This window comes from Nocardia sp. NBC_01009 (assembly GCF_045208035.1).
In the GTDB taxonomy this organism is placed as follows: domain Bacteria; phylum Actinomycetota; class Actinomycetes; order Mycobacteriales; family Mycobacteriaceae; genus Nocardia.
Map to the genome: position 1 here is coordinate 2,869,663 of NZ_CP108695.1, position 26,290 is coordinate 2,895,952.

The window sequence follows — 26,290 nt, forward strand, 5'->3', positions numbered from 1 at the left end:
CTGTCCAGATTGCTAGGTTCTTAGCGTTAGCAACATTCCAGTCACCTCAGTCGACACGTACGGCGAGTACCAGCATTCCGGCCATGATCAGCTCCAGGATCAGGAAGAACCAGACCGGATAGAAGGCGGAGGGGCGTTCCACGAAGGCCGACCACACCCGGCCCAACGCCATACCGCCGAGCGCAGCTGCCACGGCGAGGCATGCTCCATATCTCAGGTCACCGACATCGGCGGCGGCGAACCCGAGGACCGCGGCGATCGCGATGCCGAAGCCGCCGTAAACGGCACGCACTTCGGCACGAGCATCGGGGCGATCGGCGAGCAGGCCGAGCGGATCGACCAGCTGGCTGGGCCGCAACAGCCCATAAATTCCCATGCCGGCGAAGAACAACGCCACCACGGCAATCAACACGATCGACATCGCACCTCCGGGTCCGCGCCCCACAGTATCGGCCCAAACCCCACCGGACTACGCATTCCCGACCGAACTACGCTCAGTTGTATGTCGTCAGCGCAGGACCCGCCATTAGAACTCGACGTCGAGACGGGTAAGTCGGGTTCCTGGTCGGCCTTCGCGATGTTGACCGCACTGGCCGGTGCGACGGCGGCGGTGGTCGCCGCACTGGTGGTCGGACTGTCCGCGGCGCAGGCGCTGAGCCTGCTCGGCATTCCCGATCCCGGTCCGCTGACCACCTACGGTCTGCCCGCGATCCGCGCGCTCGCCGACCTGTCCGCGGCGTTGACCGTCGGCTCGCTGCTGTTCGCTGCATTTCTGGTACCGCCGCAGGCCAACGGGTTGCTGGATGTCGGCGGTTATCGCGCGGTGCGACGTGCATCGAATTTCGCCGTCGTCTGGGCCTGCTGCGCGGCGCTGCTGATCCCATTGACCGTCTCGGACACGACCGGTCAACCGGTCGCCGATGTCTGGCGGCCCGAACAGCTGTGGCGGGCGATCGGACAGATCGACCTGGCCGAGGCCTGGCGGACCACAATGGTGTTCGCGCTGGTCGTCGCGGTCGGCTGTCGCCTTGCGCTGCGCTGGGGCTGGACTCCCGTGCTGTTCGGCGGCGCGATCCTGACCATGATGCCGCTGGCGCTGACCGGGCATTCATCCTCCGGCGGTGCGCACGATCTCGCCACCAACAGCCTGATCTTGCACCTGGTTTCCGCCGCGGTGTGGGTCGGCGGACTGTTCGCATTGGTCGCGCACGCCATGCGCAACGGCGCGCACACCGATGTCGCCGCCCGGCGATTCTCGATGACCGCCACGATCGCATTCGTCGTGATCGGGTTCAGCGGTGTGATCAACTCGTGGGTCCGGGTGCCGAGCTGGGATGAACTGTTCACCACCACCTACGGCCGGCTGGTGCTTGCCAAGGTCGCCGCGCTGGTCGCGCTGGGTGTGTTCGGCTATCTGCAGCGCCGTGCTTCGTTGCCTGCGCTGGCCGCGAACCCACGTGACCGCGCGGCACTGATCCGGTTCGGTGGGGTAGAGGCATTGGTGTTCGCCGCGACCGTGGGACTGGCCGTCGGCCTCGGCCGCACGCCCCCGCCCCCGCCGACATCGGTGCCGACACCCGCCGAAGTGGAGCTCGGCTACAACCTCGCCGGGCCGCCGACGGCCATGCGATTGCTGTTCGACTGGCGCTTCGACCTGATGTTCGGCACGCTGGCCATCGTGCTCGCGGTGCTGTACCTGCTCGGGGTGCGACGGCTGCGTGCCCGAGGCGATGCCTGGCCGGTCGGTCGAACCCTTGCCTGGATGTCCGGGTGCGCGGTGCTGTTGTTCGCCACGTCCTCGGGCGTCGGGCGTTATTCGCCTGCCGTGTTCAGCGTGCACATGGGCCAGCACATGGCGTTGTCGATGTTGGCGCCCATCCTGTTCGCGCTCGGCGGCGCGGTCACGCTGGCGTTGCGCGCGCTGCCGCCGGCCGGGCGCGGTGGCACTCCAGGGCCGCGGGAATGGATCCAGGCTGCGGTGCACAACCCCGTGTCGCGCTTCCTGACCCACCCGATCGTCGCGTCGGTGATCTTCGTCGGCGGTTTCTACGCGCTGTACATGGGCGGCATCTACGACTCGTTCGTCGACTCGCACGCCGCGCACCTGCTGATGAATGCGCACTTCCTGCTCAGCGGCTATCTGTTCTATTGGGTGGTGATCGGCATCGATCCCAAGCCGCGCCAGGTGCAACCGCTGACCAAACTGGGCATGGTATTCGGTTCGCTGCCCTTCCACGCCTTCTTCGGAATCGCGCTGATGAGCATGACCACCGTCATGGGCGGGTGGTTCTTCCGTAGTCTCGGCCTGGGCTGGAACAACGATTTGCTCGGAGATCAGCGCACCGGCGGTAGCCTGGCATGGGCCAGCGGTGAAGTGCCGTTGGTTGTCGTAATGCTCGCGCTGCTGATCCAGTGGTCGCGCAGCGATGCGAAACTCGCGAAGCGGACCGACCGAGCCGCCGACCGTGATAACGACGCGGACCTCAGCGCGCACAACGCGATGTTCGCCGAGCTGGCAAAACGTGACCGAGAGGTGCGCAAGTGATCGAGCGGGCTTTAGTTGAGCCGCAGCACCGAACGTCTCGGCGGGTATTCCGATCGGATGTCCGTGCCGCGCGTAAGCGGTTGGCCGGGCAGACCCGCAAGACGCCGGTCTTCCACACCACCGTCTCGGGTCCGCACGGACCGGTACCGGTGACATTGAAACTCGAATACCTCCAGCACGGCGGTACCTTCAAGGTGCGGGGCAGTCTCAATGCGCTGCTCGAGTCGGGCGCGGACGTCGAACAGGTGGTCATCGCCTCCGGTGGCAACGCGGGCATCGCCGCAGCGCTGGCCTCGGCACGCCTCAATAAGACGTGCACCGTGGTCGTGCCGGAATCGGCGCCGCACACCAAGGTGGCCGCGATGTGGGCATACGGCGCCGAAGTGCTGTGGCACGGAACCACATACGCCGAGGCGTACCTCTATGCGACCGATCTGGCCGCCGAGCGCGCGGCCTTGCAGTTGCACGCCTACGACCTGCCCGCCGTCGTAGCGGGCGCCGGTGTCGTCGGCCTGGAGCTCGAGGAGCAGGTACGCGGCAGGCCGCCGGTGCTCGTCGCGGTCGGTGGCGGCGGACTCGTCGCCGGGATCGCCGCTGCAGTCGGTCGCCGCCAGCAGGTGATCGGCATCGAGCCGGAGGGCATCCCCACATTGCACGCCGCGCTCGTCGCGAACCGGCCGGTGGACATCGATGTGTCGAGTGTCGCGGCGGATTCCCTCGGCGCCACCAGGATCGGCGATATCGCCCTCGATGTCGCCCGCCGTCACGAGGTGCGTTCGGTACTGGTCACCGATGATGCCATCACGACCGCCCGGGAGTATCTGTGGCGGGAGTTCCGGGTCGTTGTCGAACTCGCTGGGGCGACTGCCTTGGCGGCGGTGCAGAGTGGGGCTTATGTTCCTGCGGAAGGTGAGCGACCGATAGTGGTGCTGTGTGGGGCAAACACCGATCTGGCGGTCCTGTAGCGCTCGGCTGCCCCGCTATCGTGCGGAAACCGGTTGCTCCGAACGGATCCGGGCGGATCGCGAGTGCGCCCATGCCGATGTCGCGGTTTCGTCGCTGGGCGAAGTCGGATCGCTGGATCGTTGCGGGAGCGTAGATCGGCCGATGGCGGCACAGCGAACCGCTCGATGTCGTGCCGGTCGGCAGTCGTGCGGTGCTCGCATATCCGTTCCGCTACGGACTCGGTTACACCACAGGGGATCTCAGCGCGGAGACAGCTGGTGTCGGTCGCCGCCTGATCCGAGGGCCGGTTTCTGCCGACAACGCTGGAAATGGCCGTTGTCCACATCCGGGAAAGTTGTCCACAGGTTCGGAATTCAGGGGTCCGTTCGGGCTCGGGATCGGTCAGGCTGGAGGTGCCCTCCTGGCGGGGGAGGCAGCGACCGAGGCGGATGGCCGAGGGGCGAAACATGAATGAAGGGGCGGGATCATGTACGAGGCAATGGCAACGGTGATCGGCAATGTGGTCACCCAGCCGGTCAAGCGGGATCTGACGAACGGGGAGCAGGTGGTCACTTTTCGGATGGCCAGCAATTCCCGCAGGCTCGACCCCGCGACCGGGGAGTGGGTCGACAGTGGAACGCTGTATTTGACCATCAGTTGCTGGCGCAGGCTGGTGGCCGGGGTCGATGCGTCGATCCGCCGGGGTGACCCGATCATCGTCTACGGCCAGCTGCGGTCGCACGAATACCGGACCAAGGATGGCGTCGAACGGCGCGACCTCGAAATGCGAGCCAGTGCATTGGGCCCCGACCTGTCGCGCTGCACCGCGCAGCCGATCCGCCGGACCGAAGCAGGCCGTTCATTCGGCCCGGGTAATCTAGGGCGCAATACCTGTGACCGATCGAGCGCAGAAGACCGTGCACGGGTCGACGGCGAGGCGCTGGGGGAGGGCGCGTCGCCCATGCCTGCTGTACCGGCCCGGATCACCGAATCCGCGTCGGCAGACGCCTGACCGCACGGCTGGTTTGCGCTCGGCGGCAGTGGTAGCTCTGCTTCGTTCCACCAAACCTCACACCGATAGGCTTGTGTATATGGCTGAGTTCATTTACCAAATGAAGAAAGTTCGTAAGGCGCACGGCGACAAGGTCGTGCTCGACGATGTCACCTTGAACTTCCTTCCAGGCGCCAAGATCGGCGTCGTCGGCCCCAACGGCGCCGGTAAATCCAGCGTGCTGAAGATCATGGCCGGCTTGGACCAGCCGAACAACGGCGACGCCTTCCTCGCGCCAGGCGCCACGGTCGGCATCCTTATGCAGGAGCCGTCGCTGAACGAAGAGAAGACCGTTCGTGGCAATGTCGAGGAGGGCCTCGGCGAGGTCAAGGTGAAGCTGGATCGCTTCAACGAGATCGCCGAGCTCATGGCCACCGATTACTCCGACGAGCTCATGGACGAGATGGGCAAGCTTCAGGAGTACCTGGATCATGCCGATGCGTGGGATGTCGACTCACAGCTCGAACAGGCGATGGACGCGCTGCGCTGCCCGCCGCCGGACGAGCCGGTCACCAACCTCTCCGGTGGTGAGCGCCGCCGCGTCGCGCTGTGCAAGCTGCTGCTGAGCAAGCCGGATCTGCTGCTGCTCGACGAGCCGACCAACCATCTCGACGCCGAGAGCGTGCTCTGGCTGGAGCAGCACCTGGCCGCGTACGCGGGCGCCGTGCTCGCCGTCACCCACGACCGGTACTTCCTCGACAACGTCGCCGAGTGGATTCTCGAGCTCGACCGTGGTCGCGCCTACCCCTACGAGGGCAACTACTCCACCTACCTGGAGAAGAAGGCCCAGCGGCTGGAGGTCCAGGGCAAGAAGGACCAGAAGCTGCAGAAGCGGCTCAAGGACGAGCTGGCCTGGGTGCGCTCGGGCGCCAAGGCCCGCCAGGCCAAGAACAAGGCCCGCCTCGGCCGGTACGAGGAGATGGCGGCGGAGGCCGACAAGCACAGGAAATTGGACTTCGAGGAGATCCAGATCCCGGCCGGTCCGCGTCTGGGCAATGTGGTGGTCGAGGTCGCGAACCTGGACAAGGGCTTCGGCGATCGGCAGCTCATCAAGGATCTGTCGTTCACGTTGCCGCGCAACGGCATTGTCGGCGTCATCGGCCCGAACGGTGTCGGTAAGACCACGCTGTTCAAGACCATCGTCGGGCTGGAGGATCCGGACAGCGGCATCGTGCGGGTCGGTGAGACGGTCAAGCTGAGCTATGTCGACCAGAACCGGGCGGGCATCGACCCGAAGAAGAACGTTTGGCAGGTCGTTTCCGAGGGCCTCGACTTCATCCAGGTCGGCAACCAGGAAATGCCGTCGCGCGCCTACGTCAGTGCGTTCGGCTTCAAGGGTCCGGATCAGCAGAAGCCTGCCGGTGTGCTCTCCGGCGGTGAGCGCAACAGGTTGAACCTGGCGCTCACCCTCAAGCAGGGCGGCAACCTGATCCTGCTCGACGAGCCGACCAACGACCTCGATGTGGAAACCCTGAGCTCGCTGGAGAATGCGCTCGAGCAGTTCCCCGGCTGCGCCGTGGTCATCTCCCACGACCGCTGGTTTCTCGACCGCACCTGCACCCACATCCTGGCGTGGGAGGGCGACAACGACAACGACGCCAAGTGGTTCTGGTTCGAGGGCAACTTCGAGGCGTACGAGGCCAACAAGATCGAACGCCTCGGCCTGGAAGCGGCCCGCCCGCACCGGGTCACCCACCGCAAGCTCACTCGCGACTGAGCGGAGCCTCGACAGGCCGCACTTGCGGGTGCGGCCTGTCGAGGCGGTCGAGCAGACTGGCGAGTAACTGCCGACTCTGCCGAAGGAAATACGGACAACTCCGCCGGAACGGACCAGTTGCCGAAGGAAATACGGTCGGCCCGCGCCACGGATCGGATCTGGTTAGGGTGGGATCTGTGCATGCGAAGGCGCAGTCCGAGGACTGGTTAGGTTTTATCGCCGACGCGGCTACATAACTTCGTCGGTCCGATCGGTTGCCGTGCCGGGATCGTCGACTGCGGCAATCGAGTGGCGAACCTCGCGTTCGCGGTGAACACCCTGGGTTCGAAAGGGAATTCACCCCTATGTCCGCGACTCGCAGCTACTCTCGGACCGGCGTCACTTTGGTGCGGAACCGAATCCGAGGGAGTTGGCGAAAAAATGACGGTCTCGTCCGAATTGTCCAGTGCGGCGTGGGCCGCGAGTTTGCCGCAGGCGTTGCGCGGCGACCTCGGGCCACTCGAGGAGGCGTATTTCCGCCACGTCGACGCGGGCGATGTGGACTGCGCGATCACCGGTATCACCCAGATCTTCCGACGGCACACAGAGCTGGCGATGACCCGCTCGGCCGGTCGGGCGCTGGTTCGGGTGTATCACCCGGACGACGCATCCGGGCTGGGCGCCGCGGTGCAGCTGGTCACCGACGATATGCCGCTGCTGGTGGAGTCGATCACCTCGTCACTGAGCCGGATGGGCGTCAGCGTCAGCGAGGTGATCCACCCGATCTTCGAGGTCGAGCGCGACGCGGAGGGCCGACTGCTCAGGGCGGTGCCGCACGAGGTCGACGGCAACGGCAATACCGGGCTGCAGGAATCATGGATGCACATCCAGCTGCATCCCTCGACCAGCCGGGCGCTGCTTGACCGGATCGAGGGGGCGATGCCGGATGTGATCGCCGATGTGCGCCAGGTGACCGGTGACACCGAAGCCATCCGCGACGTGCAGAGCAAGCTGGCCGACGAGCTGGAAATCGCGGCCAAGGCCGGCACCGCGCCCTTCTCCGGCACCGACCTGGTGGACTGCGCGAACCTGTTGCGCTGGTTGGCCAGTGGCAATTTCACCGTACTCGGCTATGCCCGTTACCGGCAGAGCATCACGGAGGGCCAGGCCGTGTCGGCCGCACTGCCGGGCACCTGCCTCGGCGTGCTGCGTCCCGATGTCGGCACCGATTTCCGGGTGCCCGTCAACGCGGGCGAGCGGCCACTGCTGATGTTGACCCAGGGCTTGGTGCCCGCGACGGTGCATCGCTCGGTGTACCCGTACTTCGTCGGCGTCGCGGACTTCGACGAGGCGGGAACCATCATCGGTGAGCATCTGTTCATCGGTGTCTTCACCGTGACGGCGGTGCACGAGAACGTCCTGGACATTCCGGTCATCGAGCGCAGGGTGCGTTCGGTCATCGAGGAGAGCGGGTTCGATCTGGACTCCTTCTCCGGGCAGGCGATGCTCGAGGTCATCCAGTCGTTCCCGCGTACCGAGCTGTTTTCCTCGAACGCCGAGACGATGCGCAGGACAGCGACCGCGGTGCTCAATGTCGGCCTGCGCAGACAGGTTCGGCTGTTTCTGCGCTCGGACGGCTACGGCCGGTTCGTCGCCTGCCTGGTCTATCTGCCCCGGGACCGCTACACCACACGGGTGCGGTTGGAGATGCAGGAAATCCTGGTGCGTGAACTGGGCGGCGTCTCCATCGACTATTCGGCGCGGGTCAGTGAAAGCGAGCTGGCCAGCGTTTATTTCACGGTGCGGATGCCGGAGGCCGAGTTCGGTGTGCCGCGCACCTCCGAGGCGGTTGCCGACACCTCCGAGGACAACCGCCTACGCATCCAGAAGCTGCTCGCCGAGGCGAGCCGGACCTGGGACGACCACCTCAATGATGAGGTGAGCACCTCGACGGTGCTCGATCCCGGTGTTGTCCAGCGCTATGCCGAGGCGTTCCCCGAGGGGTACAAGCAGGACTTCACACCGGACCGTGCGCTGTTCGACGTCGTCCGACTGGAGCGGCTCTCCGAAGGCTCCATCGACCAGAACCTGTATCGCCGTGCGGATTCGGACCCGGGTTCCTGGCGGTTCACGCTGTACATCGGCGGCACCGGGGTGTCGCTGAGTCAGGTGCTTCCGGTACTGCAGAGCCTCGGTGTCGAGGTGGTCGACGAGCGGCCGTACCAGGTCCAGCTCGACGCACCGCCCAGCGGCGATCAGGCTGTCGAACGCTGGATCTACGACTTCGGCCTTGTCGCAAGGCCCGAGCTGCTGCGCAGCTCCCTGGATCGGGACCTGGACGCGGAACTGCTGGAGTCCTCGGCCCGCGTCGCCGCCTTGGCATCGGAGGTGCGTGGCCTGCGCGAGCGGTTCACCGAGGCCTTCGAAGCCGTCTGGTACGACCGCGCCGAAGCGGACGCGCTCAATGAACTCGTATTGCGCGCCCGGCTGCCGTGGCGTGCGGTGTCGATTCTGCGCATGTACTCGAAGTACTTGCAGCAGGCCGATTTTCCGTACAGCCAGGCGAATATCGCCAGGGTGCTGCTCACCTATCCGGACATCGCGCGGCTGTTCGTCGACCTGTTCGCGGCCCGATTCGATCCGGACACCGAAACGTCGTTGCATGTCGGCGACTTGGAGACCCAGGTGCGCGGCCGCATCGACGAGGTCGTCAGCCTCGACGCCGACCGCATCCTGCGCGCCATCCTGTCGCTGATCAAGGCGACGCTGCGGACCAACTATTACGTGACCGACGCCGAGGGCACACCGCGGTCGTACATATCGGTGAAGGTCGAGCCGCGCGAGATCGCCGAATTGCCCAAGCCCAAGCCGCAATTCGAGATCTTCGTGTACTCGCCACGGGTCGAGGGCGTGCACTTGCGCTTCGGGCCGGTGGCGCGCGGCGGGTTGCGCTGGTCGGACCGTCTGGAAGATTTCCGCACCGAGATCCTCGGTCTGGTGAAGGCGCAGGCGGTGAAGAACGCCGTCATCGTCCCGGTTGGGGCCAAGGGCGGTTTCGTGGTCAAGCAGCCGCCTACGGCCACCGGGGATCCCGGCGTGGATCGGCAGGCGCTCAGTGCCGAGGGCGTGTCCTGCTATCGCACCTTCATCTCCGGCCTGCTCGATGTCACCGACAACGTGGATCTCGCGACCGGCGCTGTGCTGCCGCCCGAGCGGGTGATCCGCCGCGACGGCGACGACACCTATCTGGTGGTCGCCGCGGACAAGGGCACCGCGACGTTCTCCGACATCGCCAACGACGTCGCACAGCGCTACGGTTTCTGGCTCGGTGACGCCTTCGCCTCCGGTGGCTCGGCGGGTTACGACCACAAGGCGATGGGTATCACCGCCAAGGGCGCGTGGGAGAGCGTGAAGCGCCACTTCCAAGAGATGGACATCGACACCCAGACCCAGGACTTCAGCGTGGTCGGCGTCGGCGATATGAGCGGCGACGTGTTCGGCAACGGCATGCTGCTCTCCGAGCACATCCGCTTGGTCGCGGCGTTCGACCATCGGCACATCTTCCTGGACCCGAACCCGGATGCGGCCAGCTCCTTCGTCGAGCGGCAGCGGATGTTCGAGCTGCCCCGCTCCTCCTGGGCCGACTACGACACCTCGCTCATCAGCGAGGGCGGTGGCGTGTGGGACCGCACGGTGAAGTCCGTTCCGATCAGCCCGCAGGCGCGCAAGGCGCTCGGCCTGGCCGACGGGGTGGAGGCGCTGTCACCGCCGGAACTGGTGCGCGCGATCCTGCTCGCACCGGTCGGGCTGCTGTGGAACGGCGGCATCGGCACCTATATCAAGGCGAGCACCGAAACCAACGCCGAGGTTGGCGACAAGTCCAACGATCCGGTGCGGGTCAATGGAAACCAGTTGCGGGTCAAGGTGATCGGCGAGGGCGGCAACCTGGGCGCGACCGCGCTCGGCCGCATCGAGTTCTGCCGCAACGGCGGCAAGATGAACACCGATGCCCTGGACAATTCGGCGGGTGTGGACTGCTCCGACCATGAGGTCAACATCAAAGTACTGCTCGACGGCGTGGTCAGCGGGGGCCAGCTGGTCGAGGCCGACCGCAATCCGCTGCTCGCCTCGATGACCGACGAGGTCGCGCAGATGGTGTTGCAGGACAATGTGTCCCAGAACTACCTGATGGGCATCTCGCGGGCCGAGGCGCCGCGCATGATGAATGTGCACCATCGCCTCATCGAACACCTGCAGGAACGCCGTGGCATCGACCGCGAGTTGGAAGCGCTGCCCTCGGATGCCGAGATCAAGCGCAGGATGGAGGAGGGTTCCGGCCTTGCTTCCCCCGAGCTCGCCAATCTCATGGCGCACGTGAAGCTTTCGCTCAAGGCCGATCTGCTCGACACCGACCTGCCCGATAGCACCTACTTCGCGGCCCGGCTGCCCGACTACTTCCCGACGCCGCTGCGCGGCCGGTTCGGCACCGCGATCAAGAAGCACCGGCTGCGGCGCGAGATCGTCACCACGGTGGTGGTGAACGAGATGGTCGACTACGGCGGGATCACCTATGCACATCGGCTGAGTGAGGAGATCGGCGCGACCACGACCGACGCGGTGCGCGCGTTCGCGGCGACCACCGAGATCTTCGACTTGCATGACGTATGGCGGCGAATCCGCGCCACCGACGCCTCGGTCGCGGTCCGTGACGAACTGGAGCTGGAAACCAAGCGCATCCTCGACCGTGCCTCCCGCTGGCTGCTGAGCAACCGGCCGCAGCCGATCGCGGTCGGTGCGGAGGTCAACAGGTACAGCAGGGGCGTGCGGGAGCTGGCACCGCAGGTCCCCGGCTGGCTGCGCGGTCACCACGTCACGACGCTGACCGATCAGTCGGCGGAAGTGATCGCCCGAGGCGCGCCAACCGATCTGGCCACCGAGATCTTCGGCCTGCTGAATCTTTTCCCGCTGCTGGATGTGTTGGATATCGCAGACATCACCGATCGCGGCGGCGACGAGGTCGGTTCGCTGTACTACGCGCTGAACGAACACCTGAAGATCGACTGGCTGCTGCAGGCCGTCAGCCACCTGGAACGCGGTGATCGCTGGCATGCACTCGCCCGGCTGGCACTGCGCGACGACATGTACGGCTCGCTGCGCTCGCTGACCCTCGACGTGCTCTCCGGCGGTGACCCGGAAGAGACTGCCGACGAGAAGATTGCATACTGGGAGTCGAAGAATCAGTCGCGGCTCGGGCGTGCCCGTGCCGCACTGTCGGAATTGTTCGAGTCCGGAACCCACGATCTCGCCACGTTGTCGGTTGCAGCGCGGCAAGTGCGAAGCATGGTGAGCGGGGTGGGCGCCCAATCGGAGGTACCACGTTGACGAGTTCGTTGAACGGTAGCGGGTCGGCGCGCGGCAGCAGCATCGTGCTGCCGAAGCGCTTCCACGCCAAGGTAGACGTCAGGTGGTCGGATATGGACGTGTTCCAGCACGTCAACCACGCCCGGATGGTGACGCTGCTGGAAGAGGCGCGGATCCCGTGGCTGTTCGAGGACGGCCGCCCGACCGCGCCATTGCGAGAGGGCTGCGTGCTCGCCGACCTGCGGGTGCGCTATCGCGGCCAGTTGCGTCACGAGGACACCCCGCTCGATATCGCCATGTGGATCGAGCAGCTGCGCGCGGTCGACTTCACCATCGGCTACGAGGTGCGCGCGGCAGGCGCCGCGCAGGACTCACCGCCGGCGGTGATCGCCTCGACGCAGATCGCGGCATTCGACATCCAGCAGCAGCGGCTGCGCCGGATCACCGACACCGAGCGCGATTACCTCGCCGAGTGGATGGAGTGAAAGGTCGCGCAATCGGTGACAGCTGCGTGGTGACAACAGCGTGATGTCCGGGCAACGCGTGCTGGAAGTGTCCGATCCAGCCGAGCGAGAGAACCTCGCAACTTTTCTCACCAGGGCGGTGCGCTTGGACCCCGCGACGGTGGTGCGGTTGCGCCGTCGCGGGGATCGTTTCGTGTCCGGCTGGGTGGCAACGGGTTTCGAAGCGCTGGCCGCGCGCACCGTGGTCGCCGAGCTCGGCGTCGACGATGTCACCGTCGGCGCCGATCTGGTGCTTGCGGGCTTGGCCACCGGAAGTCCCATCGACCTGGGTTACTCGATGGACTCGGCCTGGCGCGGCGCCCTGCCACCCACCGAAGGTTTCGTCCACGTCGATGATGTGCCCGCCCGCACCCTGGTCGAACTCGCCGAACAAGGCGCGCAATTGGCCAAGGAGCACGGCAGCAGCCACGGGCCGCCCGCCTCGCTGCTCGACCAGACGGTGCTGACCGTCTCTGCCGCGGACCTGCAGGTGGAGGTGCCGATGCGAGTCGTCTTCGCCCTCACTGCAATGGATTTCATCCCACACTCCGGTGATAAGGCCGACTCCCGTCGCATCCTGCCCACCGAAATAGTCCGCGTCCGCGCCACCAAAACCTGGTTGCGCATCGATGCCCGCTATGGCTCGGTCGCCCGCCGCATGGGCGGCGCCATCCCGCTCACCCCCAGCTGACTCATATCAGCTGACGCCCACCAAGCGAAGCAGGGCGGTTGTGCCCGCCGCCGCGAGGATGACCACGAGCATGGGTTGGCTGCGCCAGGCCAGCAGGCCGCCGACGAGAACCCCTGCGGGCAGGGCGAATCCGAGGTGGCCGGATCCGACGGGCAGGGTGGTGATCGCCACCAGTGCGGTGAGCAGAACAACCGCGCCCGTATCGAGCAATGCCGTTGCCCGAGCGGGGAATCGGATCCGAGTCCGCAACGCAGGCCCGGCCCACCGGAACGCGTAGGTTCCCACCGCGAGCACGAGTGCGGCAGCAAGCAATAACGGCGACATCATGTGCACATCCGCCTATCGAGCCGCGCGCTGTCGAAAGCTATTGTTATCCAACATGTTCGGGTCGGACGTAAGTGCCGAAGGTGCACTCATTCGATGCTCGGTTCCGGCGCGGCGGCTTCGCCCCGGTCCCACGCGGCGAAGACGACGCCGATCAGTGCGACGAGTACCGGCATGCCCGCGGGCAGAAACAACGAACTGAGCACGGCGGCAGCCGCACCGAACAATGCCGCGCGCATGGTCGCCGTTCTGGCCCGCAGCGCAGGAACGACCAGTGCGAGCAGCACCGCGGGGAATACCGCATCCAGCCCGATCACCGAGGTGTCGGGAACCACAGTCCCGATCACCGCGCCGATCGCGGCGCCGCCGGGCCAGGCCAAGAGCACTCCGAGCCCGCTGATCCAATATGCGGCCCGCCTGCGGGCGACGTCGGGCTGTGCCATGGCCAGTGCGACGGATTCGTCGTTCATCACATGCACGCCGATCGGCCGCCGCCAGCCGGTGCCGACCACGTCCGGAATCGACAAGCCGTAGGGCACATGCCTGGCATTCACGAGCAGTCCGGCAAATGCCGCCGCGATCGGACTGCCGCCCGCGGCGACGATGCCGATGAACAGGAATTCCGAGCCGCCCGCGAGAATCAGCACACCGAGCACAATGGGAAGCCAGAGTGGAAAACCTGAGGTCACGGCCGTTGCGCCGTAGGAAACACCGATCAGTGCGACCGCAACGCACACCGCCGCGATGCCGGAGAGCGTGCCCCGATCGAGTGTTCGCCATATCGAACGCATGTTTCTTATACTGAACATGGTCGAGCCGTTCGTCAATATGGTTTTCTGTTGGGCGGTCTTCTACTCGACGGGAGCGGGCATGGTGCCGGAAGAATCGACGGTGGCGACGCCGCAGGCGGTGATCGCCGCCTCGTTGCGCCGGGAACGCACGCGGGCCGGCCTGTCGCTCACCGAGGTGGCGAGCCGGGCGGGCATCGCGAAATCGACTCTGTCCCAACTGGAATCGGGCACCGGCAATCCGAGTCTGGAGACGCTCTGGGCGTTGTGTGTCGCATTGGATATGCCCTTCTCGCGCCTGCTCGACCCGCCGCGCCCCAACGTTCAGGTGATTCGTGCGGGGGAGGGGCCGGTGGTGGTCGCCGAACAATCCGACTACCGCGCCACCCTGCTCGCGGCGGCGCCGATCAGTTCCCGCCGCGACCTGTTCCGGATCACGGCCGAGCCGGGGCATGCACGCCGATCCGACCCACACATTCCCGGTGTCGTCGAACACGTGTTGCTCGCCACCGGCCGGGCGCTCGTCGGCCTCATCGACGCGCCGGTGGAACTGCACCCCGGCGACTACATCTCCTACCCGGGCGATGTCCCGCATGTTTTCGAGGCACTCGAACCGGGCACCTGGGCAATTCTGGTGGCCGAGTACACGTGAGCCGAGCGGTCGCCGCTCAGGCGGCGCCTTCGCCGAGATACTGCAACCACACCGGGTCGAGATCGGCGGTGGTCGACAGCAGCCGCCAGTGCGGACCCTTCGGTGAGACCAGCGGTGAGCGCAGCGTCCAACCCAGTTCGCTGAGCAACTTGTCGGCCTTGCGGTGATTGCACGGTGCGCAGCTGGCGACGCAGTTCTCCCAGGAATGCTCGCCGCCGCGACTGCGCGGGATGACGTGGTCGATGGTCTCCGCTTTGCCGCCGCAATAGCCACAGCGGTAGCGGTCGCGGTGCATGAGGGCCGCGCGGGTCATCGGAACTCGGGCTCGATAGGGCACGTGCACGTAGCTGCGCAGCCGGATCACCGACGGAATGCTGACGGCAGCTTCGGCGGAGTGGACTACAGAGCCCTCGGGATCGTGGTGGACGGTGTCTGCCTTGGCGCAGATGAGCAGGACGACGGCGCGGCGCGCGGACAGGGCGGTGAGCGGCTCGTAGGTGGCGTTCAGAAGCAGCACCCGGCGCTTCAACCAGTTGGTGCCGTCGCTCGGGACGGACGCGAGATAGTGACCATGCTCACCGTGATGGGAGGGGTCACCGTGATGAGGAATCTCATCGGTGCGATGTGCACCCGGATAGTGATCGGACAAAATGTGCAGCGGAGTAGCCCCCGACCCACGATTGTGGACGTCGGCGGGCTGGAGTTGTCGGTGCGTCCTGGCCTCGTGTGATCGGCCGTGCCGCTGCTTCATGGGGACCCCGATTTCGTTGATTTCAAGATCATGTGGTATCTCGGCAGACACTGCCACCCAGTTGACCATGGAACGACGGCTATTGCACGGTGATTTCGCACAATGTCGGATGAACTGTGGTTGAAGGGCCGCGTATTCGTGACGCGGGCACAATGGACTGCGGTGGATTCGGACCGATCGAGAGGACCTGATGACTTCCGGCGAGCAAGCGGCGGGTCAGAAAACGGCACAACAGTCGTTCTACGAGGCGGTCGGTGGTGCGGAGACGTTCCAGCGGATCCTCGCCGCGTTCTACCGCGAGGTGGCGACCGATGAGGTGCTGCGTCCGCTGTACCCGGAGGAGGACCTCGGTCCGGCCGAGCGGCGACTGCGGATGTTCCTCGAGCAGTACTGGGGCGGTCCACGCACCTACTCCGAGGAGCGCGGGCACCCGCGGCTGCGGATGCGGCACATGCCCTTCACCATCGGTCCGGTGGAACGCGACGCATGGCTGCGCTGCATGCACATCGGCGTGGCGGAGATAGAGCCCGCGACGCTCGACGACGAGCATCGCAAGGCGCTGCTCGACTACTTGGAGATGGCGGCGAATTCGCTGATGAACGCCACCTTCTGAGGCGGTTCCTGTCGAGTATGAGGATGGCGGCAGGGTTTTCGACCTGCGTCGGTGAATGCTGGTGATTTGCCCGATGTCGAGGACACTGCGCCGCCTGAGCGATTTTGCCGCATAGTTTTGGCACTATTGCGGGTGTGACTGATACACCAGCCGTTCCGGCGCCGGTGGATCGCACCACGCAACCATGGTGGCGGTCGGCCGTGTTCTACCAGGTTTACCCCAGATCCTTCGCGGACTCCGACGGTGACGGCATCGGTGATCTCGGCGGTGTCCGTGAGCGGCTCGGCTATCTGGAACTACTCGGCGTCGACGCGCTGTGGATATGTCCGGTGATGCGCTCGCCGATGGCCGACGGCGGCTACGACGTGGCCGATCCGCGCGATATCGACGCGTTGTTCGGTGGCATCGCGGCGATGGACGCGCTGATTGCCGAGGCGCACGGCCGCCACCTCAAGGTCACCATGGATCTGGTGCCGAACCACACCAGCAACCAACATCCCTGGTTCATCGCGGCACTCGCCGCCGCGCCCGGCAGTCGGGAGCGCGCCCGCTACATCTTCCGTCCCGGTCGAGGTCCCGATGGCGCGCAGCCGCCGAACAATTGGCCGAGCATCTTCGGTGGGCCGGCCTGGACTCGGGTCATCGAGGCCGACGGCATGCCAGGCGAGTGGTATCTGCACATCTTTGCGGCCGAGCAGCCGGACCTGAACTGGGAAAACCCGGAGGTGGCCGCCGACTTCGAGGAGACGCTGCGGTTCTGGCTCGATCGGGGCGTCGACGGTTTCCGGCTCGATGTCGCGCACGGGATGGCCAAGCCGGACGGACTGCCGGACATGGCGCTCGTACAGACCAAACTGCTGGTCAACGACGACAGCGACCCGCGTTTCAACAATCCGAGTGTGCACGATATTCACCGCCGCATCCGCAAGGTGCTCGACGAATATCCGGACGCGGTCTCCATCGGTGAGGTGTGGGTGGACGACAACATCCGCTTCGGTGAATACGTGCGTGCGGACGAACTGCATCTGGCCTTCAACTTCCGGCTCGCTCAGACCCTGTTCACGGCCGATGCCGTGCGTGTGGCGATCGACAATTCCCTTGCCGCGGTCGCGCCGGTCGGCGCAGTGCCCACCTGGACCCTGTCCAACCACGACATCGCCCGGGAGGTCACCCGCTACGGCGGTGGTTTCGAAGGCGTGGCGCGGGCCAGGGCGATGTTCATGGTGGAACTCGCGCTGCCCGGCGCGGTGTTCATCTACAACGGCTCCGAGCTCGGCCTGCCCAATGTGGACAATCTGCCCGAGATGGTGCTGCAGGACCCGGTCTGGGAACGCTCCGGGCACACCGAACGCGGTCGCGACGGCTGCCGGGTGCCGCTGCCGTGGGAGGGGAGCGCACCGCCGTTCGGATTCACCACCGCCGCGACATCCTGGCTGCCGATCCCACCCCAGTGGGCGGCGCTGACGGTGGAGGCGCAGCTGGAAGAACTGGGTTCCACCCTGTCGCTCTACCGGATGGCGATCGAATTGCGCGGCGTGCGACCGGAATTCGCGGGTCCGCGGATCGAGTGGTACGGCAGCCCTGCGGGTTGCCTCGCCTTCCGGCGACCTGGTGGGTTGGTCTGTGTGCTGAATGCCTCGGCCGTCCCGATCTCGTTGCCGCCCGGCGACGTACTTCTCGCGAGCGCGCCACCGGAGAACGGACAGCTGCCCCCCAACGCCGCGGCCTGGCTGGTCTGACTTCGACACGAACGGCGGGCGGTGTCGACCAGAAGGCGATCTACTACACGCGATCGTCTACCGTTGGTCCGTGAGCATTCTCGAGACAGTGTTGATCTTCGTCGGCATCCCGCTGGTGATCTACGGCGCGATCGCCGGATTGTCGTTTCTCGGTAAGCCACTGGCCGGTGAGAAGCCGGTCCACTACGACCTCGGTCAGAAGTGGACACAGCCGCCGGTGCTGTGGAGTGCTACCGACGAGGTGACCGCCCAGGGTCACCACGCTGAGACCCCGCATGGCTCCCATGCGGCTATCGAATCCGCACAGGCGGAGCTGATCGGAGGCCGGGCAAGTGGCAAGTTCTAATTGGCCCGCGGTGGTCGAGGCCGATCTACCGCACGGGTACGTCATCACCACGAGCGGTCGGGTTTCCGGCGTGCACGAGGCGGGCGATGTATTCAAGGAAGCGCCGTTCAGCGATGACGAGCGGCTGACGGTGGACAACGTGCTCACCGAGGCGACCAGGGCGACCAAGGTCCGCTTCAACGTCTACGTCGGCGATCTGGGCGAGGACCCGGCCGCAGGCGCGGACGCGATCTTCCCCACGACTCCCGAGGCGGCGCATTCGGTGCTCATCGCTGTCTCGCCCAACGATCGCGCGATCGAGGTCCGTTCCGGCAGCGATGTCGCCGACCGTGCCAACGATCGCGTCTGCCAGCTCGGCGTGACCGCTGCGCTGAGCTCCTTCCGCCAGGGCGAGCTCATCGACGGTCTCGTCTCCGCGGTCCGCGTTATGGCCGCGGCCATCGGTCGCTGAATCCTGAAGGCGCGGAACGGCTCACCCGTTCCGTGCCGACACGGAACGTTCGATTCTCGTGACCCGCGCCGCGGCCCGCGCGGGCGAATGACGCTCTGGACGCCGGTGGCCGAGCGGCCCGCGATGAGCCCGCGCACCCTGCAGTGCCCCTTCGCCGAACACGACACCATCTGGCGCGCCGAGGTCGAGCAGGTGCGCCAGGAAAACGAGCGTTGATCCTGCTGATCGATACCGACCTGTCGATGCGCTCGATTGCCGCTCACGTCGGATACCGTGCCGAGCCGTGCGCAGCTGGCAGCGGTTGCCGCCGTTGGCGGTTCGCGACGGGCTCGCCTACGGCTGATCTCGCCCTCGGTCAGGCGTCGGCGGTGATCGCGATCGCTCGGCGAAAGGCGTCGGGACTCTGACCGGTCCACCGGTGGAAGGCGCGGCGCAGCGCGCGGGCATCGGTGTAGCCGAGCCGGGCAGCCACCGACTGCATCGGTAGTCCGGTATCGCGCAGCAGTGCGGTGGCGTGTGCGTGCCGGACGGCCTCGACCTCTGCACGCCAGCTGGTGGCTTGCTCGCCGAGGCGGCGTTGCAGCGTGCGCGGGCTCATGGCCAGCTGGTGCGCGACGACGTCAAGGCTCAGCTGGTCGCGGATCAGGGCGTCGGTCATGGCGGCGCGGAGCTTATCGTGCCAGCCGGGCGCGGTCTTGGCGGCGGCGATGGTTAGCTCGGCGTGCTGCCGAATGATGCGGCCGAGATGGGGGTCGGCTCCGGTGGGCAGTGATCCGGCGTCGAGGAACGTGAGTTCGGTGTGCTGTGCGCCGAAGTCGATACGGCCGGTGTCGAATGCGTCGATGAGGTGCTGGTATCTCCCGTCCACCTGATGACCGAAGGTCACCTGGACCGGAACGAGCGGTCGGCCGGTGGCCTCGCGGATCCGCCGCAGCAGCAAAGAAAGGGCGAACTCTTCTGTCGACGCGACGATGTAGTCGGGATCGATCCCGGTGTAGCGGATGGTGAGCAACCGACCGGTATCGATCACCTCCACGCCGACGGCGGGATCGGTGATCGCGGCGTGGAAGTCGAATGCGGCCTGGAGGCCAGCGCCGAGGGTGGCCTTTGACGTGAACAAGTAGTCCCAGACGTGCAGGCTGCCGATGTTCGCGCCGGCCGCTACCCGCAAACCGGAACCCCGCCCGGCGCGGGCGCCGATCAGCTCCCAGATCCGGAAGGCTGTTTCGACCGGCACCCGCATCAGGTCGTCACCGAGCAGCTCCGGGGTCAGCCCCGGCAGGTGGGCGAGTTCTTCCGGTGCGACACCGCCCTGCAAGGCAGTCGTTCGAAGCAGTCGAGTCAACTGGGTCGACACCGTGCCGGCTATCACCGGCGTGAGCATATCCGGCCCCGTCGGGGCAACTGATCCGGGATATCTGGCGTGAAAAGTCCGCATCCCGGTCGGTCGGGTCCGCTTCGGTCCGGACCTGCCCTGGGGTTGGGGGGTCGTATGGCGTTCTGCTCGGTGCCCCGTGTCGTGTTCGGTCCGCATCGCGGCGTCTCGGGTCCGCAGGGTGGGGTCGCTGTGCGCCCTAGATTCATGGATGTAGGCCGAACGGCCGCAAGTGCGAAAAAACTTCTACGGAATGGGAATCAACGGGATGGTTCTAACCTTTAATATGATCGTTAGCAGTTAGGCTGCATCTGTTGCTCAACCGGTCATCACCCTGTCTCCGCTTCGACGGAAGGTTTCCTCATGTCCCGTGTGCCGCTCATCCAGTCCGATGTCGCCGCCGACGCGGCCGCCACCCTGCTCGCACGCGTGCAGCAGACGCTCGGTGTCACTCCGAACATGACCAGGGCGATGGTCAACAGCCCCGCCGTCCTCGAGGCATACCTCGGTTTCTCCAGCGCACTGGCCGGCGGTGAGCTCTCCGCCGCGACCCGGGAGCGGATCGCGCTGCTGGTGGCCGAGGAAAACGGCTGTGACTACTGCCTCTCGGCGCATACCTACATCGGTGCCAATATCGCCAAGCTCGACGCCGACGAGATCGAGCGCAACAGGCGCGGCCGGTCCGCCGATCCGAAAGCCGAAGCCGTGCTGGCCTTCGCCACCGCGGTGGTCCGCACCCGCGGCGGTGTCGACGAGGCCGACCTGAAAGCCGCGACGGCCGCCGGTCTGACCGATGGTGAGATCACCGAAGTCATCGCAGGCGTTGCGCTCAATGTGTTCACCAACTACCTGAACAAGGCCGTCGACACCGATATCGACTGGCCGGTCGTGCGCCACCACCAGCACTGACCAGCGGCCCGCTGGGCCTTGCTCACGAGGCAAGACCGAGCGCGCCTGCTGTTTCGACCAAGTACGACGAACAAGGAATGACAATGACCCCCTTCAAGATCCTTGCCATCTCCGGCAGCCTGCGTGCCGACTCGCACAACACCGCGCTGCTGCGCGCGGCGCAGAAGTTCAACACCGGCCTGGATATCGAAATCTACGAGGGGCTTCGTGAAATCCCGCCGTACGACATGGATCTGGACAACCCGCAGCACCGGCCCGCCGCGGTCGTGGATCTGCGCAGGCGGATCAACGAGGCGGACGGTCTGTTGATCGCCACTCCGGAGTTCAACTACTCCATCCCCGGCGTGCTGAAGAACGCCATCGACTGGGTCAGCACCGACTGGACCAAGACCGAGGGGCTGCCGCTGCTGCGCAAGCCGGTCGCGATCCTCGGGGCTGCGCCGACCAACTTCGGTTCGGTGCGTGCGCAACTCGCGCTGCGTCAGGTGTTCGTGTGGACCGAGAGCGACGTCGTGGTGAAGCCCGAGGTGATCGCCTTCCGCTCACACGAGCGTTTCGACGACGAGGGCAACCTCGTCGACGAGACCACAATCGAGCTGCTGCAGAGCCTGCTCACCGTACTCGCCGTCAAGATCGAGCGCGCGAGCTAGCGTCGGCCGCTGCGGCGAGTCCGTGCTGAGCGCGCGCGAATAGCCGCTTCCGAGAAGGGAATCCGGACATGTCAAAGATTCGTCCGCAGCGAAAGTCGTCGAGATGACCGGGCATTACGCACAGGTGGCGTTCACCCCGGCCGTCCGCGAGCATCAGCGCAAGCACGGCAGCCTGCGCAGTTACGAGCGGATGGCCGAGGTGCCCGCGGTGGCCGACCGGATCGGTCAGGACGAGGCGTGGTTCATCGGGGAGCGCGACAGCTTCTACCTGGCCACAGTCGGCGAGACGGGCTGGCCCTATATCCAGCATCGGGGCGGTCCGAGGGGGTTTCTGAAGGTCATCGACTCATCGACGCTCGGGTTTGCCGACTTCCGTGGCAACCGGCAGTACATCAGCCGCGGCAATCTCGATCATGACGACCGGGTGGCGCTGTTCCTGATGGACTACTCGGCCAAGACTCGAATGAAGATCTTCGGACGGGCCAAAGCTGTCGAGGCGGTGGATGATCCGGAGCTGATGGCGGCGCTGGCTGTCGACGGCTACCAGGCGCGCGTCGAGCGAGCGGTGCTGATCCAGGTCGAGGCGTTCGACTGGAACTGCCGTCAGCACATCCCCGAGCTGTATCCACGCGAAGAAGTCCTGGACGCTGTCCAATCGCTGCGGGACCGGATCGCGGAGCTCGAACGGGAGAACGCGAAGCTGCGGGGGAGTATCGGCTGCGAGTGATGGACCGCCGCGTCCGAACTGAGCCGCGCTGAGCTGCGGCGTGGCACGCATCGGCCCTGGCGTTCTGTGACGCGGCGGTCACGAGGGTATTGATATTGCCGCACAAGTGGTCTCGCACCACTTGCTATAACCGTTAAACAATGTTTAGATAGTTAGGAAGTGGTGAGCATGCGACACGAACAGGTCGCTTGGGCCGGGTTGGCGGCAATGACCGTGTCGTTCGGCTTGAACTTCTCGATGGGTGTGTTCTTCGCACCGACCGCAGCCTCCTACGGGGTGAGCCCATCGGTGCTGGCGATCGCTGCCGCATTGGGGACCGCGGTGACAGGGTTCGCTCAGCCGTTCGTCGGCAGGCTGCTCGACCGCGTCGGTTCCACGCTGGTGTTGATCGGCGGACTCACGCTCATCTCGGGCAGCTACCTCGCACTTGCGGTAGTGCGTGAGACCTGGGAATTCGTGGTCGCCTACATGCTGCTCGGCGGGCTCGGCTTCGCGGCCTCGTCCACGTTGACGGTCACCACGCTGATCGGGCGATCGCACGGAAACCAGGTGGGGCCCGCTCTCACCCGCGCGGCGGTCGGCATCAACCTGGGTCAGCTGATCGGGCCGTGGGCGGCGACCGCGCTGTTCGAACCGGTCGGCGTCCGGGCGACCTATGCCCTGCTCGGTGCGGTCGGGCTCGCGGTCACCGGAATCCTGTGGGCCGTCCTGCCCGCCGATCGAGTCACCAATGCCGTTGCCAGGCGCGGGGAGTCACTGGCAGGCCGGGGCAAGGTGCTGGTCTCGTTCGGCCTGCACTCGGCGACCCTCTACGTGGTGATCTTGATGCTGCCCAAGCATGCCGTCGAGGCGGGCTGGTCGGTGGTCGGGGCCGGACGCCTGGTGGCCTTGGCCGCGTTCGCCGCCGGGATCACCTCCGCAGCCATGGTTCGGCTGCAACGTCGACACCGCCAGGAAACCCTGCTCCGCATTCTCTATCTCGTGCGCATAGTCGCACTGACACTTGCTGTTTCGTCCACCGCACCCGCCGCGCTCATTGCGGTTGCCACGCTGTTCGGTGCGGCCTCCTTCCCGATCGTTCCACTGACGATGGCCGTCATCTCGCGTGGTCTCGACCCCGCTCGAATGGGACGGACACTGTCGCCCGCATGGGTGATCCATCAACTCGCCGCCGCCGCGGGATTAGCCGTCGCCGGTCTCATCCACGCCCAAACCGACAGCTACCGAGGCTATTTCGCACTCGGGCTGGCCTTCAGCGTGGCCGCGGCATTGCTGCTCACCCCCACCAGGAAACCCGAAATCGAACTGGTCGCCAGCGCGGCCTGACCGCCGAAACCCCGAGGAAATCCATGAGCGCCACTCAGGCCAACGCGCCGCCGAGCACCCGGTCACGCAGCTCGGGGTCGTCGAGACCGCTGACCCACCGATAGTCCGTCCCGAACAGAAACAGATCACACCAACAGGAGAAATGACATGACCAACGTTCGCCACAACACCGTCGAGATCCAGGGCCTGCCGGTCTTCTACCGCGAAGCGGGCGACCCGTCCAAGCCGACACTTGTTCTGCTGCACGGCTTTCCGACCAGCTCGGCCATGTTCCGCAATCTGCTGCCCGAGTTGGCCGCGGACTACCACCTGATCGCGCCGGACCATATCGGCTTCGGCCAGTCGGCGATGCCGTCGGTGCTCGCCTTCGATTACAGCTTCGAGAAGCTGACCGAGATCACCCTGGAACTGCTGGACACCTTGGGCATCCAGCGGTTCGCCCTCTACATCCAGGACTACGGCGCTCCGATCGGGCTGCGGATCGCCTCCCGCAACCCCGCGCGCGTCACCGCGATCATCACCCAGAGCGGCAATGCCTACCTGGAGGGTTTCACGCCGTTCTGGGAGGTGCTCTTCGCGCACGCCAACGACCGGGCCACCCACGAACCCGCCGTGCGCAAGCTGCTCGAACTCGACGCGACGAAATGGCAGTACACGCATGGTGTTCCGGCCGACCGGCTGGCGCTGGTCAGCCCCGACACCTGGACTCTGGATCAGCACTACCTGGATCGCCCCGGCAACAAGGAGATCCAGCTCCAGCTGTTCGCGGATTACAAGCTCAATCTCGACGGCTATCCAGATTTCCAGAAGTACTTCGCCGAACACCGGCCGCCGGTCCTGATCACCTGGGGCGAGCACGACGAGATCTTCGGTCCCGACGGCGCCCGCGCTTTCCTGCGTGACCTGCCCGAAGCCGAACTGCACCTGCTGGACGCGGGCCACTTCGCACTGGAGACGCACGGCCCCGAGATCGCCGCGCTGATCCGCGACTTCCTCGGCCGCAAGCTCGGCTGAGCCGAAAGACGAACGGGGCGTGCTCATCACGAGGGGTGGGCACGTCCCCGGTGTCTGCCCGCGAAAGTGCCCCTTGCGCGATGCCCGGCAACCTGCGAACAGTAGGGAGATGAAGATTCTGGTGACCGGCGCGACCGGGAACATCGGCCGAATGGTCGTCGATCATCTGCTGGCCGCCGGAGCCGAGCAGGTACGGGCGCTGACCAACAACCCGCAGCGCGCTGCACTTCCCGCCGGTGTCGAGGTCGCCGAGGGCTACCTGCGCCGCGTCTCGTCGCTGCCCGCGGCCTTCGCCGGTGTGGACCGGATGTATCTCGCCCCGGTGCTCGAGACCGTGGACGAAGTCGTCGCGCTGGCACAGGATGCGGGCATCCGGCACATCGTCGACCTCTCGGGTGACGAGCACACCGAATGGCAGCCGATCGCCACCGCCGTGGCGAAGTCCGGAGTCGACTGGACCCACCTATACGCCGGCGAATTCACCGAGAACACCTTCATGTGGGCGGACCAGGTCCGCTCGACCGGTGAGATCCGCGAGCCATACCCCGATTCCGCGAACGCCCCGATCACCATGGACGACATCGCACGGGTGGCCGCCGCCATCCTGCTGTCCGACGGACACGAAGGCCGAATCCACCACCTCACGGGCCCGGAAACACTGACCAGAGCCGACCGGGTCAGGCAGCTCGCCGAAGCCATCGGCAGCCCGATCGACTTCGTGAAAGTGTCACGCGCAGCAGCGATCCAGCAGCTCACGCCGACCATGGGCGAGTTCGCCGAATGGTATGTCGACGGCCTCGAGATGATGGTCGAGCATCCGCAACAGCCGACCACCGCGGTCGCCGACATCACCGGCGCCCCGGCCACTACCTTCGCCCGGTGGGCAGCCGCTAACGCCCACCTGTTTCGCTGACGATCTGTCCGGCGTCGACCGCGCCGGGGAAGTCCGCGGCGACCTCCAGGATCGTCTGAACGAAGGTTCGAATGTAAGTGTTCTCGGCCGACGTGAGCCAGGTGAGTCCGAAGTCGATGGTCGGGGCATCGTGAAAGGGGACGAAGGCGAGTTCGGGGCGGCTGTAGTAGTCGGCCGAGCGAATGGAGGTGGGGCAGACCGCTTTACCCGCGCTCACGAGGGAGAGGACTTCCTGCCACGCAGTGGTCGCCGGGCCCCGCGGGATGGGTCGGCCCAAGGGAGTGCGGCGCGGCAGATGAAAGTCGAGAAAATACTGCGGCGGCCCGTCGATCGTGATCAGGGGGTAGTCCGTAAGGTCCTCGAGAGACACCGATTCGCGACCGGCAAGGGGGTGTGCCGCCGGAACGGTGAGTGCGCGCGGATGAGAGAAGATGACGGGGCCGGTCGTGACATCGGGTTCGTCGGCAGGAAATTCGGTGAGCTGGAGGTCGAGCTCACGGGTACGCAACGGCCCGAAGCGATCGTTGAGCGCCGCCTCTTGGATCTGGATTTCGCATCCGGGGTAGCGCGTCTGGAACAGATCACCCGTCGCGACGATGAGGTTGCCGCACCAGGCGCCGGAGAAGCCGACCCGCAAGACCCCGGTGATGCCGTGCCCATTCGCGGTCGCCTTGGCGATCGCCTGTTTGATCTGCTGGTAGCCGGGGGCCAGATCGTCACGCAGCTGACGTCCGACCGGGGTGGGTGTCACCTGACGGCTGGTGCGCACGAACAACGGTGCGCCGACCCGGCTTTCCAGCTGTTTGATCACCTGGCTGATGCGTCCCGGGGATACCCCGAGCCGCTCTGCTGTCCTGCCGAAGTGCAGTTCATCGGCCAGGACCAAAAATATCCCGATTTCGCGAAGTTCCACGCTGCTC

25 protein-coding genes are annotated in these 26,290 nt (G+C 66.0%); 19 read left to right on the forward strand and 6 right to left on the reverse strand.

Features of this window, described 5'->3' with window-relative positions:
• Positions 1-46 precede the first annotated feature (46 nt).
• Positions 47-421 carry a DUF4345 family protein gene (locus OHA42_RS12635; protein ID WP_406236973.1) on the reverse strand — a complete coding sequence of 125 codons (375 nt, stop codon included), beginning with the start codon at positions 419-421 and terminating at the stop codon, positions 47-49.
• A gap of 81 nt (positions 422-502) precedes the next feature.
• Here OHA42_RS12635 and OHA42_RS12640 point away from each other — a divergent pair, with 81 nt between their 5' ends.
• The 7 genes from OHA42_RS12640 (at position 503) to OHA42_RS12670 (ending at position 12,792) form a co-directional block, all read left to right on the forward strand.
• Positions 503-2,545 carry a cytochrome c oxidase assembly protein gene (locus OHA42_RS12640; RefSeq protein WP_406236975.1) on the forward strand — a complete coding sequence of 681 codons (2,043 nt, stop codon included), beginning with the start codon at positions 503-505 and terminating at the stop codon, positions 2,543-2,545.
• Positions 2,542-3,510, forward strand: a complete 969-nt coding sequence (locus OHA42_RS12645) for a threonine/serine dehydratase (protein ID WP_406236976.1) — start codon at positions 2,542-2,544, stop codon at positions 3,508-3,510. Before OHA42_RS12640 ends, OHA42_RS12645 begins: the two co-directional genes overlap by 4 nt.
• 467 nt (positions 3,511-3,977) lie before the next feature.
• Complete coding sequence (locus tag OHA42_RS12650) at positions 3,978-4,502, forward strand: single-stranded DNA-binding protein (RefSeq protein WP_406236978.1); 525 nt, start codon at positions 3,978-3,980, stop codon at positions 4,500-4,502.
• Between the two features lie 79 nt (positions 4,503-4,581).
• Positions 4,582-6,258, forward strand: coding sequence for an energy-dependent translational throttle protein EttA (gene ettA / locus OHA42_RS12655; RefSeq protein WP_406236980.1), 1,677 nt, complete (start codon positions 4,582-4,584; stop codon positions 6,256-6,258).
• A 420-nt stretch (positions 6,259-6,678) separates the two neighbouring features.
• Positions 6,679-11,619, forward strand: coding sequence for an NAD-glutamate dehydrogenase (locus OHA42_RS12660; RefSeq protein WP_406236982.1), 4,941 nt, complete (start codon positions 6,679-6,681; stop codon positions 11,617-11,619).
• Positions 11,620-11,711: 92 nt separating this feature from the next.
• Positions 11,712-12,083, forward strand: a complete 372-nt coding sequence (locus tag OHA42_RS12665) for an acyl-CoA thioesterase (protein WP_406239305.1) — start codon at positions 11,712-11,714, stop codon at positions 12,081-12,083.
• A 43-nt stretch (positions 12,084-12,126) separates the two neighbouring features.
• Positions 12,127-12,792 (forward strand): hypothetical protein, encoded by a 666-nt coding sequence (locus OHA42_RS12670; RefSeq protein WP_406236984.1) that lies wholly within the window; start codon positions 12,127-12,129, stop codon positions 12,790-12,792.
• A 6-nt stretch (positions 12,793-12,798) separates the two neighbouring features.
• Here OHA42_RS12670 and OHA42_RS12675 read toward each other — a convergent pair whose 3' ends face one another.
• On the reverse strand, positions 12,799-13,119 hold the full coding sequence (locus OHA42_RS12675; RefSeq protein ID WP_328410360.1) for an AzlD domain-containing protein: 321 nt from the start codon (positions 13,117-13,119) through the stop codon (positions 12,799-12,801).
• Between the two features lie 86 nt (positions 13,120-13,205).
• Positions 13,206-13,907, reverse strand: coding sequence for an AzlC family ABC transporter permease (locus OHA42_RS12680; protein WP_406236985.1), 702 nt, complete (start codon positions 13,905-13,907; stop codon positions 13,206-13,208).
• Positions 13,908-13,986: 79 nt separating this feature from the next.
• Here OHA42_RS12680 and OHA42_RS12685 point away from each other — a divergent pair, with 79 nt between their 5' ends.
• Positions 13,987-14,556: an XRE family transcriptional regulator gene (locus tag OHA42_RS12685; RefSeq protein WP_328412802.1), complete on the forward strand. Its 570-nt coding sequence runs from the start codon at positions 13,987-13,989 to the stop codon at positions 14,554-14,556.
• Positions 14,557-14,572: 16 nt separating this feature from the next.
• On the opposite strand, the gene OHA42_RS12690 is transcribed toward OHA42_RS12685, so the two are convergent.
• On the reverse strand, positions 14,573-15,307 hold the full coding sequence (locus tag OHA42_RS12690) for an HNH endonuclease (RefSeq protein ID WP_328412803.1): 735 nt from the start codon (positions 15,305-15,307) through the stop codon (positions 14,573-14,575).
• Positions 15,308-15,497: 190 nt separating this feature from the next.
• On the opposite strand from OHA42_RS12690, the gene OHA42_RS12695 reads away from it, so the two are divergent.
• The 5 genes from OHA42_RS12695 to OHA42_RS12715 all read left to right on the forward strand — a co-directional run bounded on the left by OHA42_RS12695 (position 15,498) and on the right by OHA42_RS12715 (position 18,672).
• Positions 15,498-15,920, forward strand: coding sequence for a globin (locus tag OHA42_RS12695; protein ID WP_328410364.1), 423 nt, complete (start codon positions 15,498-15,500; stop codon positions 15,918-15,920).
• Between the two features lie 134 nt (positions 15,921-16,054).
• The gene (locus OHA42_RS12700; RefSeq protein ID WP_406236987.1) at positions 16,055-17,659 is read left to right on the forward strand and encodes an alpha-amylase family glycosyl hydrolase; all 1,605 of its coding nucleotides are present in this window, start codon (positions 16,055-16,057) and stop codon (positions 17,657-17,659) included.
• Positions 17,660-17,729: 70 nt separating this feature from the next.
• Entirely contained in the window at positions 17,730-18,005 is a 276-nt protein-coding gene (locus tag OHA42_RS12705; RefSeq protein ID WP_366527982.1) for a hypothetical protein, read from the forward strand.
• Positions 17,992-18,456: a DUF5130 domain-containing protein gene (locus OHA42_RS12710; protein WP_406236989.1), complete on the forward strand. Its 465-nt coding sequence runs from the start codon at positions 17,992-17,994 to the stop codon at positions 18,454-18,456. Before OHA42_RS12705 ends, OHA42_RS12710 begins: the two co-directional genes overlap by 14 nt.
• Before the next feature lie 87 nt (positions 18,457-18,543).
• On the forward strand, positions 18,544-18,672 hold the full coding sequence (locus OHA42_RS12715) for a hypothetical protein (protein WP_406236990.1): 129 nt from the start codon (positions 18,544-18,546) through the stop codon (positions 18,670-18,672).
• 139 nt (positions 18,673-18,811) lie between these two features.
• Here the strand turns inward: OHA42_RS12715 and OHA42_RS12720 are convergent, their stop codons facing one another.
• Positions 18,812-19,828, reverse strand: coding sequence for a helix-turn-helix domain-containing protein (locus tag OHA42_RS12720; RefSeq protein WP_406236992.1), 1,017 nt, complete (start codon positions 19,826-19,828; stop codon positions 18,812-18,814).
• Between the two features lie 366 nt (positions 19,829-20,194).
• On the opposite strand from OHA42_RS12720, the gene OHA42_RS12725 reads away from it, so the two are divergent.
• The 6 genes from OHA42_RS12725 to OHA42_RS12750 all read left to right on the forward strand — a co-directional run bounded on the left by OHA42_RS12725 (position 20,195) and on the right by OHA42_RS12750 (position 25,370).
• On the forward strand, positions 20,195-20,740 hold the full coding sequence (locus OHA42_RS12725) for a carboxymuconolactone decarboxylase family protein (protein WP_406236994.1): 546 nt from the start codon (positions 20,195-20,197) through the stop codon (positions 20,738-20,740).
• Positions 20,741-20,823: 83 nt separating this feature from the next.
• A complete protein-coding gene (locus OHA42_RS12730) occupies positions 20,824-21,390 on the forward strand; it encodes an NADPH-dependent FMN reductase (protein ID WP_406236996.1) in 567 nt (188 codons plus the stop codon).
• Positions 21,391-21,493: 103 nt separating this feature from the next.
• Complete coding sequence (locus OHA42_RS12735) at positions 21,494-22,117, forward strand: pyridoxamine 5'-phosphate oxidase family protein (protein WP_406236998.1); 624 nt, start codon at positions 21,494-21,496, stop codon at positions 22,115-22,117.
• Between the two features lie 168 nt (positions 22,118-22,285).
• A complete protein-coding gene (locus OHA42_RS12740) occupies positions 22,286-23,443 on the forward strand; it encodes an MFS transporter (protein ID WP_406237000.1) in 1,158 nt (385 codons plus the stop codon).
• Positions 23,444-23,590: 147 nt separating this feature from the next.
• Positions 23,591-24,457, forward strand: coding sequence for an alpha/beta fold hydrolase (locus tag OHA42_RS12745; protein WP_406237002.1), 867 nt, complete (start codon positions 23,591-23,593; stop codon positions 24,455-24,457).
• A 109-nt stretch (positions 24,458-24,566) separates the two neighbouring features.
• Positions 24,567-25,370 (forward strand): SDR family oxidoreductase, encoded by an 804-nt coding sequence (locus OHA42_RS12750; RefSeq protein ID WP_406237003.1) that lies wholly within the window; start codon positions 24,567-24,569, stop codon positions 25,368-25,370.
• Here OHA42_RS12750 and OHA42_RS12755 read toward each other — a convergent pair.
• Positions 25,348-26,283, reverse strand: a complete 936-nt coding sequence (locus OHA42_RS12755; RefSeq protein WP_406237005.1) for a LysR family transcriptional regulator — start codon at positions 26,281-26,283, stop codon at positions 25,348-25,350. The genes OHA42_RS12750 and OHA42_RS12755 overlap by 23 nt on opposite strands.
• Positions 26,284-26,290 lie beyond the last annotated feature (7 nt).

Coding starts and splice junctions, on each gene's coding strand:
- OHA42_RS12635 (WP_406236973.1), bottom strand. CDS start 421: ATGTCGATCGTGTTGATTGCCGTGGTGGCGTTGTTCTTCGCCGGCATG.
- OHA42_RS12640 (WP_406236975.1), top strand. CDS start 503: ATGTCGTCAGCGCAGGACCCGCCATTAGAACTCGACGTCGAGACGGGT.
- OHA42_RS12650 (WP_406236978.1), top strand. CDS start 3,978: ATGTACGAGGCAATGGCAACGGTGATCGGCAATGTGGTCACCCAGCCG.
- ettA (WP_406236980.1), top strand. CDS start 4,582: ATGGCTGAGTTCATTTACCAAATGAAGAAAGTTCGTAAGGCGCACGGC.
- OHA42_RS12660 (WP_406236982.1), top strand. CDS start 6,679: ATGACGGTCTCGTCCGAATTGTCCAGTGCGGCGTGGGCCGCGAGTTTG.
- OHA42_RS12665 (WP_406239305.1), top strand. CDS start 11,712: ATGGACGTGTTCCAGCACGTCAACCACGCCCGGATGGTGACGCTGCTG.
- OHA42_RS12670 (WP_406236984.1), top strand. CDS start 12,127: ATGTCCGGGCAACGCGTGCTGGAAGTGTCCGATCCAGCCGAGCGAGAG.
- OHA42_RS12675 (WP_328410360.1), bottom strand. CDS start 13,119: ATGATGTCGCCGTTATTGCTTGCTGCCGCACTCGTGCTCGCGGTGGGA.
- OHA42_RS12680 (WP_406236985.1), bottom strand. CDS start 13,907: ATGCGTTCGATATGGCGAACACTCGATCGGGGCACGCTCTCCGGCATC.
- OHA42_RS12685 (WP_328412802.1), top strand. CDS start 13,987: ATGGTGCCGGAAGAATCGACGGTGGCGACGCCGCAGGCGGTGATCGCC.
- OHA42_RS12690 (WP_328412803.1), bottom strand. CDS start 15,307: ATGAAGCAGCGGCACGGCCGATCACACGAGGCCAGGACGCACCGACAA.
- OHA42_RS12695 (WP_328410364.1), top strand. CDS start 15,498: ATGACTTCCGGCGAGCAAGCGGCGGGTCAGAAAACGGCACAACAGTCG.
- OHA42_RS12715 (WP_406236990.1), top strand. CDS start 18,544: ATGACGCTCTGGACGCCGGTGGCCGAGCGGCCCGCGATGAGCCCGCGC.
- OHA42_RS12725 (WP_406236994.1), top strand. CDS start 20,195: ATGTCCCGTGTGCCGCTCATCCAGTCCGATGTCGCCGCCGACGCGGCC.
- OHA42_RS12730 (WP_406236996.1), top strand. CDS start 20,824: ATGACCCCCTTCAAGATCCTTGCCATCTCCGGCAGCCTGCGTGCCGAC.
- OHA42_RS12735 (WP_406236998.1), top strand. CDS start 21,494: ATGACCGGGCATTACGCACAGGTGGCGTTCACCCCGGCCGTCCGCGAG.
- OHA42_RS12740 (WP_406237000.1), top strand. CDS start 22,286: ATGCGACACGAACAGGTCGCTTGGGCCGGGTTGGCGGCAATGACCGTG.
- OHA42_RS12745 (WP_406237002.1), top strand. CDS start 23,591: ATGACCAACGTTCGCCACAACACCGTCGAGATCCAGGGCCTGCCGGTC.
- OHA42_RS12750 (WP_406237003.1), top strand. CDS start 24,567: ATGAAGATTCTGGTGACCGGCGCGACCGGGAACATCGGCCGAATGGTC.